This is a genomic window from Pedobacter sp. UC225_61, assembly GCF_044452285.1.
In the GTDB taxonomy this organism is placed as follows: Bacteria; Bacteroidota; Bacteroidia; order Sphingobacteriales; family Sphingobacteriaceae; genus Pedobacter.
This window is the reverse complement of sequence record NZ_JBIOAL010000001.1, coordinates 3547512-3566501: the sequence shown is the minus strand read 5'-3', so window position 1 is coordinate 3566501 and position 18990 is coordinate 3547512. Positions and strand designations below refer to the sequence as shown.

Sequence of the window (18990 nt, the reverse complement as noted above, 5' to 3'; positions counted from 1 at the left end):
AGATTAACTTTGTCTACACTAAATTCTTCAGATAATCGAAAGTAGTTTCGAAAAATGTAGCAATATTTAATCCATTGCTGTAACTGAAATACATGAAAATTAATAGCAATATAATGGCTATATAAATGAATTTCTTAAAGGCAAAAGCTAAAATTATAATGATTAATGGAATGATAATCAGAAATATACGGCTAATTGTAAAAGGATTTAAATTGCCATCTTTTTTGTATACATAAAGTAGTTTGCTATGTGTACCACTATCGTTTTGATGTTTTATGTAAACAAAGGTTGATTTATCTATTGGTAAAGGTAGTATTGCTACACCATCATTAAAAGTTAACGACTGTGTAAATCCACTAACACTAAAAGTATAGGTGCCATTTATTTTCTCTAATGGATTATCTAACGAATCTGCAGCTATTACAGCAAGTTTGCTATTTTTTAATAAGCTTTCCTTTACTAAAAAATTATTGATATCTGCAGTTTGAGCAAAACTTTTACCGCCTAAAATCAGTAAAAAAACTATAATTATATGTTTCATTCTAAAGATCGTTTATTATAAATTAGATAGCCTAAATGTAGTAAAACACCATTTCTTTTCACAGGATCGTCGTATAAATTATAACTTAAACTTACTGGACCAACTGGAGTATGATAAACCAAACCTGCAGTGCCTGCATAATGCCATTTGCTAAAAGCTTTTGCATACCCAACACCTTGCACTCCAATTTTTTCAAATTCTTTGTAAGGTAAAAATAAATAACCTTCTAAGCGTACATCAAAATTTCGTTTAATGTTAAAAACATTTTTTAATCCGCCAGCCAGATAACTAGTTGCTCTAAAATTAGTTAAAAAGAGAGATTTACTATCTTGTAAAGGATAAAATGCTGGAGCGGCTAAAAGTGTTTCGTAATAATTAAAATATAGAGGTTGATTAGAAATAACACCTTCTGCCAAATAACCCAATGTATAGTTTTTGGTATGAAAAAAATAATTTTCATCACTTAATTTAATACTTTCCCATTCTCTAAATGTACGTTTGATAACTGTATTTTTAACAAAAGAATTATAAGTTCCAAAAACATTTCCTGGAGTATAATTCTCTTTTCCAGTTAAAAAATTGGCACTGAAGAATAAACTATGACCTCTATCTGCATATTGTTTTCTGTTAAGAGAGTTTTGTTCAAATAATAAGCTGGTTTTTAGTCCATTAAAAGTTGTTCTATCTAAAACATCACCAACTGTAAACGTATTTGTAGGACTGTATCTATCACTGTTGTTAATAAAAGCAGCACTCAATGTAATTCTCGCATTGCGATTTAAAGGCATTCCTAATTTAAGATCTATTTTTCTATCTGCTTGTTCAATGTATGTTGGATGGGGATTTTCGATAAAAATTTGACTTGTGTTGTAATAATTCCAGTGGTTATAAGTAAGCTCTGCAGCTAAAAATAAAGGCAATCCAGAGGGATAATCTACTCTTCCACTTAATTGAACTGACTCGTAAAATCTACCTGAATAGAAATTCGTTCCAAAAGTATAAGCTTTGCGATTTAAATAATTGTATTGTAAACCTAAATACACGTTGCTAATAGGTCTTGAAGAGATATTTCCACCAAAATCTATTTTAAAACTCTTTTTCGGTTTGGCTACAATTTCAAAGTTATAACTATCAGTTTCTGGTCGATAAGAAATTTTTGGATAAACAGTTTCAAAGGTTTCATCAGCTACCAATTTATAATAACCTCTTTTGATGTCTTCAAGATCAAAAGTTGCCTGATCGCTTTTAAAAAGACGTTCTATGTATTTTTTTTGTTGAGAATTAACGCCAGAAACGGTTACATTACTAAAGACTAAATCTGGTTTACGCTCATTAAATTTTGTTCTTTTAATTAATAATTCTTGTGGGGTAACTCGTCGTGATATTGAACTTTTAATTTTATCCATATCTGCAATTGTTGCATCATAACCACGTTTTATTAATTCTTCAACAGGTGTAAAATTTGTCGTACTGTAATCGACTAAATCGGGTTGTATATACACTCCATTTTGTCCAACTAGTGTTGAATCAGATTTAGAAAGAAACATATAGACCAAAAGTCGATTCATTAGTCTGTCATCGTTTTTTGGATATTCATTAAAAGTTTTAGAAGAAACATTGGCGCCAATAATGAAATCTGGTTTAAATTCATTTTTCATAATATCTGCTGGGAAATTATTATACAATCCCCCATCAAAAACATATTTTCCATCCAATTTAATTGGCCTGTAAATTAAAGGAACAGTCATTGTAGCTCTAACAGCTTCAGCTAAACTTCCCTTGCTTACAGTAATGCTTTTTTGAGATAAAACATCAGAAACCATACAACGATAAGGCACAAAAAGTTGATCAAAATTATCTTTTGAGATAGCAGAAGCTTGTGAAAATAGTTCTAATAATGCAAAATTAAGTGGAATATCATTCACCAAATTAGATCTAAAACTAAGTCTTAAGCTAGTATCAATAGCTAGTTTAGCTGTTAAAACAGAGGCATTTGCACTATTTTTTTGAAAGTAAAAACTGTAATCGCTTTTGTATTTTCCGCTTACCCAATTTTGAAAATCAGAACTTAAGGCAATTTTTTCTATTTGTGATGGCGAATAACCTGCGGCGTACATAGCTCCAACAATACCACCCATTGATGTTCCTGTAATATAATCTATAGGAATGTTATTTTCTTCGAGTGCTTTTAACGTACCAATATGAGCTAAGCCTTTAGCACCACCGCCGCTCAAAACTAAGCCTACTTTTTGGGCTTTTACCTGTAGCACCAAAAGCAAGAAAAAGAAAACGAATAGCTTTTTAGGATACATCACCCTATAAAAATATTGTTTTCTTTTGAAATTAGTTTAAAATAAAAATAGAATAGGTTAAATAAGATGCAAAGCTGACCCAAAGAATATAAGGCAAAAATAACCACCCAGCTACTTTATCTATGCGATAAAAAATGAAAGCATTTATGATAATAGTTAATAACAAAACACCTATTTCTATTAATGCGAAGCCAATTTTGTGCTCATAAAAAAATAAATAAGACCACATTAAATTTAACAACAGCTGCAATATATAAATAGTGGCCGCCCAAGAATACCCCATTGAAATTTTTCTTTTTCTCCATACTAAATAAGATGAGATACCCATTAAAATATATAGTGTTGTCCAAACTGGACCAAAAATGGAGTTAGGTGGATTGAACGAAGGTTTATTTAATGTAACATACCATGTTTTTGTAGATTCTATGGTTAATAATCCACCAATAACCCCGATTGCAAGTGGAATAATTAAGCAGATTATAAAAGGTAAAAATTGGAATTTAAGATGTCGAGTAGGCATGAGGTAATTTATTATCTATTTATAACAATTAAACATACAGGTTGTTTTGTTAAATAAGATTGAAATTAATTTTTCCATGTAAAACAATTTTCATTTTATGGGGTTTTTGATATGCCATAAATAAAAATTCTTATATTTCGTAAATATGTATCCCAATTAGAAAATAGCTGCCATTCTATCGAATCTGTAATCTTAAAAGAATTTAAATCAGCTCTAAAACAGTTAAAAACTAAAATGAATTATAAAAACCTGCAACAAGAAGTGGAAAAATATGTATTGGAATATTTCAATACACACCATGATGAAAAATTGGTTTATCACAATTTAAACCACACTAAAGATGTGGTAAAATCGACAATGCAAATTGCCAATCACTATCAATTAAACGATAAAGATTTTTTTATTGTAACCGCAGGAGCTTGGTTTCATGATACGGGTTATTTCGAAGCACCTTTAGCCCATGAACAAAAAGGAGCAGACTTAGCTGTAGAATTTTTGAAAAAACTCGATGTATCAGCTGCTGTTAGAGATGAAGTGATGCAGGTTATTCTTTCTACAAAAATGCCTCAAAGACCTACTAACCAATTAGAAAGAATCGTTTGCGATGGGGATCTTTTCCATTTAGGAACAGACGATTTTAGAAAAAAAGGTAAACTCATGCATAAAGAAGTAGAGTTGCTATACAATAAAGAGATTAGTAAAAAGCAATGGCGTAAAACTGATATTGAGTTCTTAGAAACGCACCAATACCATACAGATTATTGCATTTTATTGCTAAATGACCAGAAATTAAAAAATTTAGAGAAATTAAAGAGCAAGCTTAAAGATGAAGATGAGGATGAACCAGTTTTAATTAGTACCGATAAAAAATTGACAAAGCCGGTTAAAGACGATAATCCGTTTAAACAAGAAAAATTATTAACCAAAAAAGATAAAAAAAGACCAGATAAAGGTATTGAAACGATGTTTAGGATTACATCGGCTAATAACCAGAGGTTGAGTGACATGGCAGATAATAAAGCACAGTTATTGATTACGGTTAACTCTATTATTTTATCGTTAATTGTGAGTTTGGTGCTTAGAAGATTGGAAGATAACGCCTTTTTAATCGTTCCAACATTTATTTTGTTGATGGTTAGTTTATCCACCATCATTTTCTCCATTTTGGCAACACGGCCATCAATTCCAGATGGTTTATTTACAGATAATGACCTAGAACGTAAAAAAGTAAATTTACTTTTCTTTGGTAATTTCTATAAAATGGCATTAAACGATTACTCTAAAGGAATGATTAGGGTGATGAACGATAATGAATTTTTGTACGGTACTTTAATCACCGATGTCTATTCTCAAGGTGTGGTGTTAGGTCGTAAATACAAACTTATCAGAATAGCGTATAATATTTTTATGTTCGGTTTAATTGCTGCTGTTTTAGCCTACGTAATTTCTTATATCGCCTACGGTAAATTATCTTAAAATGCCCGAAACTGTATTAGAAAACGTTTTTTACGATAGAGATTTAAGTTGGCTATCCTTTAATGAACGTGTTTTGCAAGAAGCGAATAGAGAAAATGTGCCTCTATTAGAACGAATTAAATTTCTTTCTATTTATTCTTCCAATTTGGATGAATTTTATCGCGTTCGTATGCCAGTTCTATTAGCGTTGACTAAATTGAGCAAAAAGGAAAAGAACAATATTCACGTTGAAGATGATTTATTGGAAGGAGTAAATGCCGCTATTCGAACCCATCAACAGGAATACGGACAAATTTTAAAATCGTCAATTATTCCGCAATTGCGAGAAAATAAAATCAACTTTGTTTATGGAAATGATATTCCTGAGCCGTTAAGCTCAATTGTAAATAGATATTTCTTAAGTCAGGTTTTGGCATTTTTACAACCTGTAAATCTGGCCAAGGCGAAATCTTCATTTTTTCCAAATAACAACGAAATTTATTTTCTAATTAATCTCATACAAAATGAGAGACAAGAGACGATTATTCTAAATATTCCATCCAATAACTTACCTCGCTTTTTTAAAACCACTATAAAAGAGGAAACATTTATTGTGTTTTTGGACGATATCATCAGAAGTAATTTAGATATATTGTTTAAGGGAGCTGAAATAACTGGATGTTTTAGTTTTAAAATTACAAGAACAGCAGAAATTGATCTTAAGGATGAATATGCTGGCAACTTGGCAGATCAAATAGAAAAACAATTGCAAAAACGCGATTTTGGTTTAGCAACACGCTTTTTGCATCAGCCAGGAGTTCCAGAGGCTACACTGAAATTGTTGGCTAAAAAACTGAATTTGCAGAATGCAAATGTAGTAGAAGGTGGTAGATATCATAATTTAAAAGACCTTTTTTCATTTCCGATAAATATTCCAAAATTAAATAATCCTGAATGGCCTAAAATTGATTATCCAGTTATTATAAAAGGAAAATCCTTGTATGAGGAGATTTTGGAAAAGGATATCCTTATCAATCCTCCATATCAATCATACGATAGTGTTTTACGGTTTTTTAATGAAGCTGCAACAGATCCTGAAGTTGAAGAGATTTATAGTACACTTTATCGTGTGGCCAGCGATTCTAAAATTGTAAACGCATTAATCAGCGCTGCTAAAAATGGAAAGAAAGTATTTGTTTTAGTAGAGCTAAAAGCTCGTTTTGATGAAGCAAATAACATCAAATGGGCAAAAAAAATGAAAGAGGCGGGTGTAGATATTAGCTATAGCGTAACGGCTTTAAAAGTACACGCCAAAATCGCATTGGTGAAACGTAAAATAGGTTTACGCTATGTTTATTCTGGTTTATTTGCAACTGGAAACTTTAATGAAACTACTGCCAATTTTTATACAGATCATATTTTAATGACTGCTCACCAGGGCATGTTGAGAGAAATGGAATTGCTGTTTATGTTTTTGGCGAAAAGAGTTAAACCAACAGATCCAGACTTAATTAAGTTTAACTATTTAATGGTAGCACAATTTAATTTACAACAGCGATTTATTGCTTTAATACATCGAGAAATCCTACACGCAAAAAAGGGAGAAAACGCCACTATCACTATTAAACTTAATAATTTAGAAGAAAAGGTATTAATTGCTAAACTATACGAAGCATCACAAGCTGGGGTAAAAATAGAGCTAATTATTAGAGGTATTTGTCGATTGATTCCTGGTGTAAAAGGAATGAGTGAAAATATTAGGGTTAGAAGAATTGTAGATCGTTACTTAGAACATGGCAGGGTATTTGTCTTTCAGAATCAAGGTGATGAAGAGATTTATTTGGGTTCTGCAGATTGGATGAACAGAAATATTTATCGAAGAATTGAAGTGTGTTTTCCAATTTTTGATGAGGTGATAAAAAAGGAAATAAAAGCTATGATCAAACTTCAATTAGAAGACAATGTACAAGCTGTACTACTAAATGACAAAATGATTAATATTCCAATCGTAACAAAACAAGAACCAAAACAATCTCAATATCGTATTTATCAATTGCTAAAACAGTAAAATAAGATGGTAAACAAGCTGAAAAATAGAGTGAATAAAAATTATGTTGTAGTGTTAAGTGTGCTTGCATTTTTAGCAAGTTTTACAGCATTATCTTGTGTAGAGAAAAAAGGTCTAGGGCCTGAAAGTCCGGTTGGATATGACTTGAATAAGCCACATAAATATCAAATGCCTGATATTTTGCAAGAGATATCTGGAATAGCTTTTAATAATGGAGATAATAAAACCGTATATGCCGAGATGGATGAAGATGGAAGTTTATTCACTTTACCATTGGGTTCTAAAGAAGAGAAGGCAACGAAATTTGGGAAAAAAGGTGATTACGAAGATGTTTCTATTATTAAAGGTTGGGCAATTTTGTTAAAAAGTAACGGAACTCTATATTCTTTTCCTTTAAGTGAAGTTGGTAAACCGGAAGCTGCAAATGTTAAAGAATCAAAAGATTTGTTGCCAAAAGGCGAATATGAAGGTATGTTTGGTGATGAAACAACTGGACAATTATATGTGTTATGTAAGCAATGCAGCGTGGATAAGGGTACTAAAAAAACTAGTGGTTACATTTTAACTTTACAAAGTGACGGTTCTTTCAAATCAACAGGTACATTTAATACAGACGTAAGCCAGATAGACAAATTAACAGGTAAAAAGAAGGGCACTTTTCATCCATCAGCTTTAGCAATGAATCCATTAACTAAAGAATGGTATATTGTTTCATCTGTTAATAAAGCATTAGTAGTAACTGATGGAAATTGGAAAATAAAAAATGTATACCATTTAAGCTCTAATATATTTAATCAACCAGAGGGAATTGCTTTCGACGCTGCTGGCAACTTATATATATCCAATGAAGGAAGCGAAACACAAGTTGGAAATATTTTAAGGTTTGATTATAAAAAACCTTAAATCGTAAATTAATAAAATTGTTAAAGCTCAAATTATCAATATGTTAAAAAAATTACTCCTCATTGTATTTTTATTTCAAGGTTTTGTAGCACTAGGACAAGACTTTGTTAAATATCGAGTTATTTTAATCGGCGATGCTGGAGAAATGAATACTGGGCAAGCACAATCATTAAAAAATGCAGCCAAACACGTAATTAAAGGAAAAACGACCACACTTTATTTAGGAGATAATATTTATCCTGTTGGAATGGCTATTCCGGGTTATGGAGATTTTGCAGAAACCAGTAAAATTTTACAATCTCAATTCAAACCAATGCGAGATGCTGGTGCTGCTGTTTATTTCGTGCCAGGTAATCACGATTGGGACAAATCTGGACCCAACGGTTTAGCTAAAATTCAAGCACAAAGTGAATATTTAGAATCATTTAACGATCCTCTTTTAAGGTTGATTCCCGCTAATGGTTGTCCAGACCCTGTGGCAATTAAATTGACAGATAAATTAACAATCATAGCTTACGATAGTGAATGGTGGCTATTTCCATACAATAAAGCAAACCCAGCAGCAGATTGCGATTGTCAGACAAAAGATGAGGTAATTGCTCGTATGGAAGATTTAATGGAACAAAACAGGAACAAAATTATCATATTAGCCTCTCATCATCCATTTCAAAGTTATGGTGCACATGGTGGCTATTTTACATGGAAAAATCATTTGCTACCATTAACATTACTCAATAAAAATTTGGTAATTCCATTACCAATTATAGGTTCTGTTTATCCACTGTTGCGCTCTACATTATTAAGTCCAGAAGATTTAAATCATCCTTTGTATAAAGATATGATGAAAAGTGTGAATGGAGTTTTCGGAAAAAAATCGAATGTAATTTATGTAGCTGGACATGAGCATGGTTTGCAATTAATTAAAAGTGATCAGTTACAAATTGTAAGTGGTGCAGGATCTAAAATGACACCAAATAAAAAGGGAAAAAACTCTTTGTTTCAAGAAGAAAATCAAGGATACGTGATTGCAGATCAACTAATTAATAATGATATGCGTTATGAGTATTATATTTATGCAGATAGCGGTGTAAAAAAGGTATTTAGTTATACGCAACCATTTAAAGAATTAGCTGCTACAAAAAAAAATGAATTTAAGGCAATTAAGGGTGATAGCATTAGTATAAAAGTACATCCATCTTATGATAGCGTAGGAAAGTTTCACCGTTTTCTTTTTGGCGAAAATTACCGTAAAGATTATGCTCAAGAAACAAAAGTTCCGGTTTTGCGTATTTCTGAAATACAGGGAGGTTTAACACCAACACAATTAGGTGGGGGTAATCAATCTCATTCACTTAGATTAAAAGATAAAAGTGGAAAAGAATGGGTATTAAGAAGTGTAGAAAAGTTTCCAGAAGTTCTTTTACCACAAGGGCTTAGAGAAACATTTGCCAAAGATATTGTAAAAGATAATATGTCTGCTCAACATCCATTTGGGGCATTAGTTGTGCCTACAATTGCAGATGCTGTAAATGTTCCTCACAGTACACCAATTATTGGTTGGGTTTCTCCTGATGCTAATCTTGGAGATTATTCTGGTCTTTTTGCAAATACACTTTGCTTATTGGAAGAAAGAGAACCTCTTGGCGATTCTGACAATACTGCAAAAATGTTTAAGAAACTAGATGATGATAATGATAACACTTACGATGGTGAATTATTATTAAGGGCTAGAGCACTTGATGTAATGCTTGGTGATTGGGATCGTCATGAAGACCAATGGAGATGGAAGCCTGAAAAAACAGAAAAAGGCGCTAAATATTTAGCTGTTCCAAGAGATCGTGATATGGTTTTTTATAGCACTGATGGGTTTATTCAGCGGTACGCACAATCTTCGTCACTTTTACCAATGATGCAAGGATTTGAAAGAAATATCAAAAACATTAATTGGTTTTTGTGGGAAGGTAGAGCCATGAATAGTAGATTAATGTCGCAGTTTACAGAAGCAGAATGGGATAAAATCATACAAGATTTTTGCGCAAAACTAACAGATGATGTTTTTGAAAAAGCATTAAAGAAATTGCCAGAACCTAGCTATTCTTTACGCCATGATCAATTCTTAAAACAATTTAAAGAGAGAAGAGCAGCATTACCAAAATTGATGAATGAATATTATCATTTCTTCAATAGAATTGTTGATATCCAAACAAGTAATAAAAATGAAAAAATTGTAATTACAGATTCTGCAAATCAATATTTAAAAGTCCAAATCAATAAAATTTCTAAAGAAGGAAACATTAAAGAAGAGATCTTCAGCCGAAATTTTGATCCAGAAGTGACAAAAGAAATACGTTTATATACTAAAGATGGGAATGATAGTTTAGTATTAGATAACAAAACATCAAATATTAACTTAAGAGTAATTGCTGGTGCAGGAAAAAAGGTATACGATGTGCCTAATTCTTCTAGAACTGTTCAATTATTTGGAAGGAAAAACGATAATTCTAAGTTTGAAGGTGATGATCAAAATAAGTTAAGCAAAAGAATGTCAACCGATACGTCAAATGTTTCTTACTTAGGAAAAGATATGTATCATCGTTCTTCATTAACACTTAATGCAGGTTATAATACAGATGATGGATTATTATTAGGTCTTAATTATAAAATAACCAATCCTGGATTTAGAAAACAGCCATATGGTAATTCACAACATTTTTCTTTTTTACATTCATTTGCAACAACAGCATTTAGATTTAATTATTTTGGAGACTGGCTTAAAGCCGTAGGTAAGGCTGATTTTACCTTAAAAGCAGATGCTTATGCTCCAGATAATACACAAAACTTTTTTGGCGTTGGAAACGAAACAAAATACGATAACGAGAAAAAATATTATCGAACTAGGTTTAATATCTACCAAATAGAATCAACATTAAGGTGGCGTAGACCTAAATCTACTTTTAGTATTGGCCCAAATTTTCAATTGTATAGATACGATAATGAAGATAATATTGGCAGAATAACTACAAATCTTTCAGAATTACATTCTTATGATAGTATTACAGTAACAAAAAATAAATTATATGGTGGAATTGTTGTTAATTTTGTAAACGATACACGTGACAATGAAATTTTACCAACTTTAGGAAGTTATGTAGATTTTAAATGGTCTGCTTTTAAAGGTTTAAATAAATATGCAAACTCATATGGGCAATTCATTGGAAGTATTGCTGTATATAAAAATTTAGATGGAAGAGCTAACTTTGTGCTGGCAGATCGTTTTGGTGGAGGAGTAACAGTTGGTAAACCAGCATTTTATCAAAATTTATTTTTAGGCGGACAAGGAAATCTTTTAGGCTATCGCCAATTTAGATTTGCGGGACAACATAGTTTTTATAACAATTTAGAATTAAGAGCCAAACTAGGCGATTTTGTAAGTTATGTATTACCTGGTCAAGTTGGTCTTATGGGATTTTATGATGTTGGTAGGGTTTGGAAAAATAACGAAAATTCAGATGTATGGCATCATGGTGTTGGTGCTGGTGTATATTTTTCCCCTGCATCTTTAACTATATTTCGTTTTGTGATGGGGCATTCGAACGAAGGATGGTATCCTTATGTATCGATGAATTTTAGGTATTAATTAGAGAAGAGATGAACACAGAGGTAATCCACATTAATAAAAATGCATGTATAACATGTCAGGTAGAGTTTACCCTGTCTTTTAGGCCTTTAATTGCTTATTTAAAAAGCAGATTAAAAACCGAGCAGACACTAAAAGCTGAATTTTATCGATTTTTATTAGAGAAAATAGAACGTGAAGAGGCATTACAAAGTGATATTAAAGCAGAAGATTTAGTAAAATATAAAGATACACTCGAACTTATTTTTACCATTTTAACGCCTTTGATGGCAAATGAAAAGGATTTATTCTGGGCATTGAGTACACCTGTGCCAGATAAAATTTTCTTTAGCACCGATTCATTTCATGAATTTTTATCCTTACATGCAGAGCAGAAAAAATTAAGTAAGGATATTGTTGATGAATCATCTAAAGAAAAACAACAATTGCAATTCATTTATAGAATGATATTGGAGAGGTTTTATAACTACACCTCTATCTTTAAAAACGAAATTTTATATGCCTATACCAATCCAGAAACGCATTTAACCACCTATTACAACATTAACGCAGATACTCAATTTATTGATATAAAATATGATGGAAAATTACCTGAATTAAATTTTGAATTATTAACTATTCAAATACAAGAGGGCAATGAAATTGAGTTATTACAAAAGCTAATTCCACTTAGCAAATTTAAATTCGATGGATTTACAGTAATTTCTCTAGCTGATGTTACACTGCAACATGCGATAGATGGTATTCGCGATGCATTAGTTAATCATACCTACGAAAATGAAGCATATGAGCATGTAATTCAAGCCTTAAAAACCCTAGTAGGTGATGGCCATATTGAATTTGGATTATTGCCATTTTTAATGGTGAATAATAAATTCGTTTTTGATAGCCATCAGCACTCACAAAGTATTTTACTTGACTCTGCTAAAAAATACGACCTCGAAGAAGAAACATTTTATGGTTTGGTTAATGAATACAAGGAAAATCCAAGGCCTGTTTTCTTTAATAATTTAGATAGTGAAAAAATAGAAAAGTTTCCGTTTTTAGAAGTATTACAAAAAAACGGTATTCATTCTTATTCATTTGTGCCGATTTTTTACAACAACCAATTGGCTGGTATAATGGAAATTTATTCTACAGAAGCCTTAGAAGTTAACGAAAAGTTATTATCTAGATTACATTCAGCTTTACCACTTTTAGGACAATTGTTGCAGTATAGAATTGAAGAGTTTAATGCAAGAATGGATAGTGTATTAAAAGATAAATTTACTGCATTACAACCATCAGTACAATGGAAATTTAACCAAGTTGTTTGGGATTTTATTAAGAATAGCAAAGGAAAAAAGAAAACTCAAGAAATAGAAACGGTTACTTTTAAAGGACTTTATCCATTATTTGGTGCAATAGATATTCGAAATTCGACGATTGAACGTAATTATGCGTTAAAAGAAGATCTTAAAATACAATTAGATATTTTAAGTGAAACTTTAACTAATTTAAGGACCATCATACCGCTAGATTTAATTGATAAGATTCTTTTTAACTGTAAGGATTGGATTAAAAAAATAGACGATTTCATTAGTTCAAGCGAGGAAGCATTACTAAATGAATTTTTAGAGTTGGAAGTGTATCCAATGCTAACGCACATCGAAAAGGGACACCCACAGACAAAAGAAATCGTTCAGAATTATTTTAATAGTATTAATTCAGAGAATGGTGTTGCTTTTGAACACAGAAGGACATTAGAAACTTCAATGCAGTTTATTAATACTGCCGTGAGTGAATATTTAGAAGAAGCACAACAAACTTTACAAAATTCATACCCATGTTACTTCGCCAAATTTAGAACCGATGGAGTAGAATATGATATTTATATTGGACAAGATATCGCACCAGATGTGCCGTTTGATTTATTATACTTAAAAAATATTCGCCTTTGGCAACTCACAGCAATGGTAGAAGTTGCTCGTTTAACTAATAGTTTGGTAAGTCAAATGCCACGAGCTTTATTAACTACACAGTTAATATTTATTCATTCAAATCCAATAGATATCAGTTTTAGAAATGATGAAAGAAGATTTGATGTAGAAGGAGCATATAACATTCGTTATGAAGTTGTTAAGAAAAGAATAGATAAAGTATTAGTTAAAGGTACCGAAGAACGACTAACTCAACCAGGAAAGATTTCGTTGGTTTATTTTAACGCTTTCGAAGCAAATGAATATCTAGAATATATCAAATACCTACAAGAACAAGAGTTTTTGCAAGATGACTTGGAAATGCTAGAATTAGAAGAATTACAAGGTGTAAGCGGTTTAAAAGCATTGAGAGTAGGTGTTAATTACATGTCATGTGATTTTTTTGATGAACAATGGATGAAACTTAAAAAATCAATTAAGAGTAAATCTGTTAAAATGAAGAATAAACAAGTAGATCAGTTGTAAGTTTAGTGCAATTCTAATTTCATTTCAAGATAAAGTATATTATAGTAGTTAATACAGCATGATAAAATTTCTAATATTTTAAAAATATATTTATTAGAGAAATAATTTACAGTGATAACTTAGGTTTTTAATAAAAAAATTATTAATTTTTGCTTGTAGAAATCCTACCAACTATACTCTACCTAACTAACTATTAATGAAAATTTTAATTGCAGAGGACGAAGAACTAACTCTCAAAACTTTAGAATTAAGGCTAAAGAAAGATGGACATGATGTGATTCTAGCAAGAGATGGGCGGGAGGCTTTGAGTAAAATACGAGAACACATTCCTGATTTAGTTATATCAGATATCATGATGCCTTATGTTTCTGGATTAGAAATCATAGCAGAAATAAAGGAGAATCATCCAGATCATAAAATTTCTATCATTATTCTTTCCGGTATGGGTCAAGAAGATATTGTTTTAGAAGCATTTCAACTTGGTGCAGATGATTACATTACAAAACCATTTAGTCCTAATGAATTAACAGTTAGGGTTAGAAGATTTGATTTGATGAAAGCAAGATGATTTATCTTGAGATTATAACATTAATTTTTTTGGGTATTGCATTGCTCATGGTCTGTTTTATTATGATTAATTTAACGATAAGAAAGAGCAGACGAAATAAGTATGTAAAATGGAAACTCATGGCTGATTTATTGATCAGAAATGCGATTTTTTCTGAGAATGAATATTCAACGGAAACCCCATTTCCGATTACAGCCAGAACCAAAAAAATGCTAAATAACCCTTATTTTAAGCGCTTACTTACCAAGGAATTATTATCTGCAAAAAAGAATATTTCAGGAGTTTCTGCTACAAATTTGAAAAAACTGTACATTCAATTGCATTTAAATGAGAACGCACTAAAAAAGCTAAATAATAAGGAATGGCACATTAAAGCACAGGCTATACAAGAGCTTGGCATAATGGAGCAAAAGGAATATCTCAATAAAATTTATAGACTTACCAACAATAAAAATGATTTGGTAAGGATGGAAGCCCAAACTACCATTGTTAAGTTATATGGGTTTAAAGGACTCAGGTTTCTGGATGTAATTTCATATCAACTTACAGAATGGCAACAGATTGCATTATTAAAGGAACTTTCAATGCTTCCGCCAGAAAATTTCAATAAAATTGAAAAATGGCTTAAATCAAAGAATACGAGTGTAATTACATTTGCACTTAAACTGACAAGAACCTATCACCGATTTGAGGCTTATGACCAAGTAATAGAATGCTTAATTCATGATAATGAGGATATTAGATTAGAAGCCATTTATACAGTAGAGAAAATTTATAATAGCGATACCGAGGCTGTTTTATTGGAAAGATATGAACATGAAACATTAAAAAATCAAAAGGCAATTGTGGCTGTCATGCAAAATATTGCTTCAGATGAAAGTATTCCAACGTTAATAAGCTTTTTAAACCAAGAAGATAATGATTTAAAACGCATGATAGTTCGTACCGTTGCTCACATTAATTCATCAAGCATACATCAGTTAAAAGAACTACAAACTGCTCATAATTATCCTTTAGATCAAATTATTAAACAAATTGAAGGAGAGATAAAATGAGTTGGCAGTCAATTATAGTAGATACATTTACAAACATCATTTTAGTCTATTCTTTATTGCTTTTAAGCCTTTACATATTTATTGGCTTGTATTCAATTGGCGAAGTAAAAAAGCATTTACTTAAAAATAGTTTCACTGATTATAGAGCATTGGCTAGTTCATCATTAGCACCAAGCATAAGTATTTTAGCACCAGCCTATAATGAAGGAGCGAATATTATAGAAAATGTGAGATCACTTTTATCAATTTACTACAATAATTTAGAAGTGATTATTATAAACGATGGAAGTAAAGATGATTCGTTAGAAAAATTAATAAATGCCTATAGTTTATATAAAACAGATCATTTTGTAAATCAACAAATTCAAACCAAAGCAGTTAGAGGAGTTTATAAAAGCAGTAAAAAGGTTTATCGCAAATTAATTGTAGTTGATAAAGAAAACGGGGGCAAGGCTGATGCGCTCAACGTTGGAATTAACATTTCTCAAAAGGATTACATTGTTTGTATAGATGTTGATTGTATTTTAGAACAAGATGCATTGCTCAAGCTCGCAAAACCGTTTTTAGAAAGTACATCACATCGAATTATAGCAACCGGAGGAGTGATTAGAATAGCCAATGGATGTAAAATTGAAGACGGTAGGTTGGTGCAAGTTAATTTGCCAAATGAATTTTTGCCTAGAGTGCAAACCTTAGAATATATCAGAGCATTTTTATTAGGTAGAATGGCTTGGAGTAGATTAAACGGGTTGTTATTGATTTCTGGCGCTTTTGGTGCGTTTGATAGAGATATTGTAGTGAAATGTGGGGGTTACAACCATAATACCGTGGGTGAAGATATGGAGCTTGTTGTGCGGATGAGAAGATATATGGAAGAATTAAATTTGCCATATAAAGTAAAATTTATTCCAGATCCTTTATGTTGGACTGAAGCACCTGCAACTTTTAAAATACTGGGTAGACAACGTAATAGATGGACCAGGGGTACTATAGAAACCCTACAAATGCATAAAGTAATGTTCTTTAATCCAAAGTATGGATTGTTGGGGATGTTAAGTTATCCTTATTGGTTCTTTTTTGAATTTTTAGCGCCTATTATAGAATTTGTTGGCATGATGTGCTTTTTAATTTTGGCACTATTTGGCTTAACCTATTGGCGTTTCTTTTTTGGGTTATTAGGCATGGTTTTCAGTTTCGGAATAATGTATTCTTCTTTTGCTATTTTAATGGAGGTACTCACCTATAATCAATATAAACGTAAAAAAGACATCTTAAGGTTGTTTTTAACGGCGCTTTTAGAACCATTTTTATTTCATCCGTTTGGCGTTTGGTCTGCAATAAAGGGAAATATCGATTTATTACGAAAAAAGAATTCCTGGGGTGAAATGACAAGACAGGGTTTCACAGTTGCCAAAAAATCTAAGACTTAGTTATGAAAAACAAAGCAATTCATTCAGATAATCTTAAAAAATTATATTCAGCAAGTCAGGCATTTGCAAAAGTGATGATCGTTTGGCTTGGCATTTTGTTTTTACTTAGCCTTTTAGAACTCATATTAAATGGTATCACACGTCAAATGCCACAGCATTTATTTACCGTTATTGGATGGTCATGGTTAATGGATATTATTTTTTGGTTAAAATGGCTATGGTTGGAGTATTTAATTTTTGTGCTCATCTATTTCTATTCACAAAAAGCCGCCTATACTAGTAGCTATGTGGTATTAACCATACTTGCAATAGCACAACTTATTTTAATTGGTTATTTTAATACGTCATTAGTGCCACTTGGAGGCGATTTATATGGTTATTCTATTGCAGATATTAAACAAACTATAGGCGCATCTGGCGGATTAAGCATTGGTATATCAATAGGTTTTTTAATAGTAGTAATTGGTGTTATTGCAGCATTTAGGTTTTTAACTAAAAAAGTTAATGTTGGCTCTAAGGTAGCTTTGGCATTGCCGATTTTATCAGTTTTACTTTTATTTATTCCTGTTAATAGTTTTATTGGGCTTCCTAATTTGGATTCAGATTTTTCTAATAATTTGGTTGTCAATAAATCTGATTATTTCTTTACCGCAAGTTACGATCATTTCTTTCCAGCAAATGATGAAATTGATATTTACGCAGATAATTACATTGGTGATTATGAAGAGGGAAACACATCTAAAGTCGCATCGTTTAATTACATAGACGAAAATGAATATCCATTTTTACACACAGATGAAACGCCAGATGTTCTAACACCCTTTTTGAAACCTAATGTAAAACCTCCACACATAGTAATTTTATTGGTTGAAGGCTTAGGTAGAGCATTTACAAACGAAGGTGCTTATTTAGGTAATTTTACTCCATTTATTGATTCTTTGTCGGGTAAAAGCTTGTATTGGAAAAACTTTTTAAGTGAGGGTGGACGTACGTTTGCCGTGTTACCTTCATTAATGGGATCGTTACCTTTCTCAAAAAATGGTTTCTTAGAAATGGGTAACCAAATGCCAGATCATTTATCGCTGTACAGTTTGCTTAAACACAACGGTTATCATACTTCTTTTTATTATGGAGGAGATTCTAAATTCGATAATATGAATGCCTTTTTAAAGAGAAACGCTGTAGATGAAATTAATGATGAATTTACATTTCCAAGTGGTTACCAAAAGCTTCCAGCTCATAATGGTTTTACATGGGGATATACAGATGATCAGTTGTTCAACTATTACTTAAATACACGAAGAGCAGTAGCAGAAAAAGCCCCAGAGTTAAATGTAATTTTAACTGTAGCAACGCACAATCCATTCTTTATTAATAACCAAGAAAAATATTTGAAATTATTTGAGCAACGAATGGATCAATTGAAATTTGATGATTCTAAAAAATCAGATTATCGCAATTACAAACTCCAGTACTCTAGTATTATGTATACGGATGAATCATTAAGAAACTTTTTTGCCAAATACCAAAAAAGAAATGATTATGCGAATACGATCTTTTTCATAACTGGAGATCACCGAATGCCTGAAATTCCAATGAGTAATAAGATAGATCGTTATCACGTGCCGTTAATTATTTATTCGCCAATGTTAAAACGTACTGCACAAATGGAATCAATATCTACACATTTTGATATTACTCCAAGTATATTGGCTTATTTAAAGAAAAATTTTGCCATTAAAACACCTTCAGTCGTAAGCTGGTTAGGCCAAGGGTTGGATACTGCTCGTAACTTTAGAAATGTTCATAGTTACCCGATGATTCAAACGAAAACGGACATGTTAGATTTTGTAATGGGTGAATATCATTTGAATGGAAACACCTTATTCAAGTTGAATAATGCAATGGAAGAAGTTTCTGTGCAAGATGAAGCAGCTTACAATCAATTAAAAAATGCTTTTGATAACTTTAAAAAGAAGAATGCTAAAATTGTAAATGGGGGTAAGATTGTACCAGATTCATTAATCAAAAAATATAGCCCAGTATTAAAGCAATAA

General features: G+C 31.5%; 12 protein-coding genes. 9 read left to right on the top strand and 3 right to left on the bottom strand.

What is annotated here, in order from left to right:
- Positions 1-13: 13 nt before the first annotated feature.
- The 3 genes from ACHMWN_RS16235 to ACHMWN_RS16225 are packed head-to-tail and all read right to left on the bottom strand — an operon-like array spanning position 14 to position 3373.
- Positions 14-541 (bottom strand): hypothetical protein, encoded by a 528-nt coding sequence (locus ACHMWN_RS16235; protein WP_397303237.1) that lies wholly within the window; start codon positions 539-541, stop codon positions 14-16.
- Positions 538-2853: a patatin-like phospholipase family protein gene (locus tag ACHMWN_RS16230; RefSeq protein WP_397303235.1), complete on the bottom strand. Its 2316-nt coding sequence runs from the start codon at positions 2851-2853 to the stop codon at positions 538-540. The genes ACHMWN_RS16235 and ACHMWN_RS16230 overlap by 4 nt, the downstream gene beginning before the upstream one ends.
- 31 nt (positions 2854-2884) lie before the next feature.
- Positions 2885-3373 carry a TspO/MBR family protein gene (locus ACHMWN_RS16225; protein WP_397303232.1) on the bottom strand — a complete coding sequence of 163 codons (489 nt, stop codon included), beginning with the start codon at positions 3371-3373 and terminating at the stop codon, positions 2885-2887.
- Positions 3374-3607: 234 nt separating this feature from the next.
- On the opposite strand from ACHMWN_RS16225, the gene ACHMWN_RS16220 reads away from it, so the two are divergent.
- The 9 genes from ACHMWN_RS16220 (at position 3608) to ACHMWN_RS16180 (ending at position 18990) form a co-directional block, all read left to right on the top strand.
- Positions 3608-4849 (top strand): Pycsar system effector family protein, encoded by a 1242-nt coding sequence (locus ACHMWN_RS16220; RefSeq protein WP_397303231.1) that lies wholly within the window; start codon positions 3608-3610, stop codon positions 4847-4849.
- Between the two features lies 1 nt (position 4850).
- Positions 4851-6896, top strand: coding sequence for a polyphosphate kinase 1 (ppk1, locus tag ACHMWN_RS16215; protein ID WP_397303229.1), 2046 nt, complete (start codon positions 4851-4853; stop codon positions 6894-6896).
- Between the two features lie 6 nt (positions 6897-6902).
- Complete coding sequence (locus ACHMWN_RS16210) at positions 6903-7799, top strand: SdiA-regulated domain-containing protein (RefSeq protein ID WP_397303226.1); 897 nt, start codon at positions 6903-6905, stop codon at positions 7797-7799.
- Between the two features lie 40 nt (positions 7800-7839).
- Positions 7840-11436 (top strand): BamA/TamA family outer membrane protein, encoded by a 3597-nt coding sequence (locus ACHMWN_RS16205; RefSeq protein WP_397303223.1) that lies wholly within the window; start codon positions 7840-7842, stop codon positions 11434-11436.
- Between the two features lie 11 nt (positions 11437-11447).
- Positions 11448-13880, top strand: a complete 2433-nt coding sequence (locus ACHMWN_RS16200) for a GAF domain-containing protein (protein ID WP_397303220.1) — start codon at positions 11448-11450, stop codon at positions 13878-13880.
- A 196-nt stretch (positions 13881-14076) separates the two neighbouring features.
- Positions 14077-14448, top strand: coding sequence for a response regulator transcription factor (locus tag ACHMWN_RS16195; RefSeq protein ID WP_397303217.1), 372 nt, complete (start codon positions 14077-14079; stop codon positions 14446-14448).
- Positions 14449-14567: 119 nt separating this feature from the next.
- A complete protein-coding gene (locus tag ACHMWN_RS16190) occupies positions 14568-15503 on the top strand; it encodes a HEAT repeat domain-containing protein (RefSeq protein ID WP_397303215.1) in 936 nt (311 codons plus the stop codon).
- Positions 15500-16933: a glycosyltransferase family 2 protein gene (locus ACHMWN_RS16185; RefSeq protein ID WP_397303212.1), complete on the top strand. Its 1434-nt coding sequence runs from the start codon at positions 15500-15502 to the stop codon at positions 16931-16933. The genes ACHMWN_RS16190 and ACHMWN_RS16185 overlap by 4 nt, the downstream gene beginning before the upstream one ends.
- A gap of 2 nt (positions 16934-16935) precedes the next feature.
- The gene (locus tag ACHMWN_RS16180) at positions 16936-18990 is read left to right on the top strand and encodes an LTA synthase family protein (protein ID WP_397303209.1); all 2055 of its coding nucleotides are present in this window, start codon (positions 16936-16938) and stop codon (positions 18988-18990) included.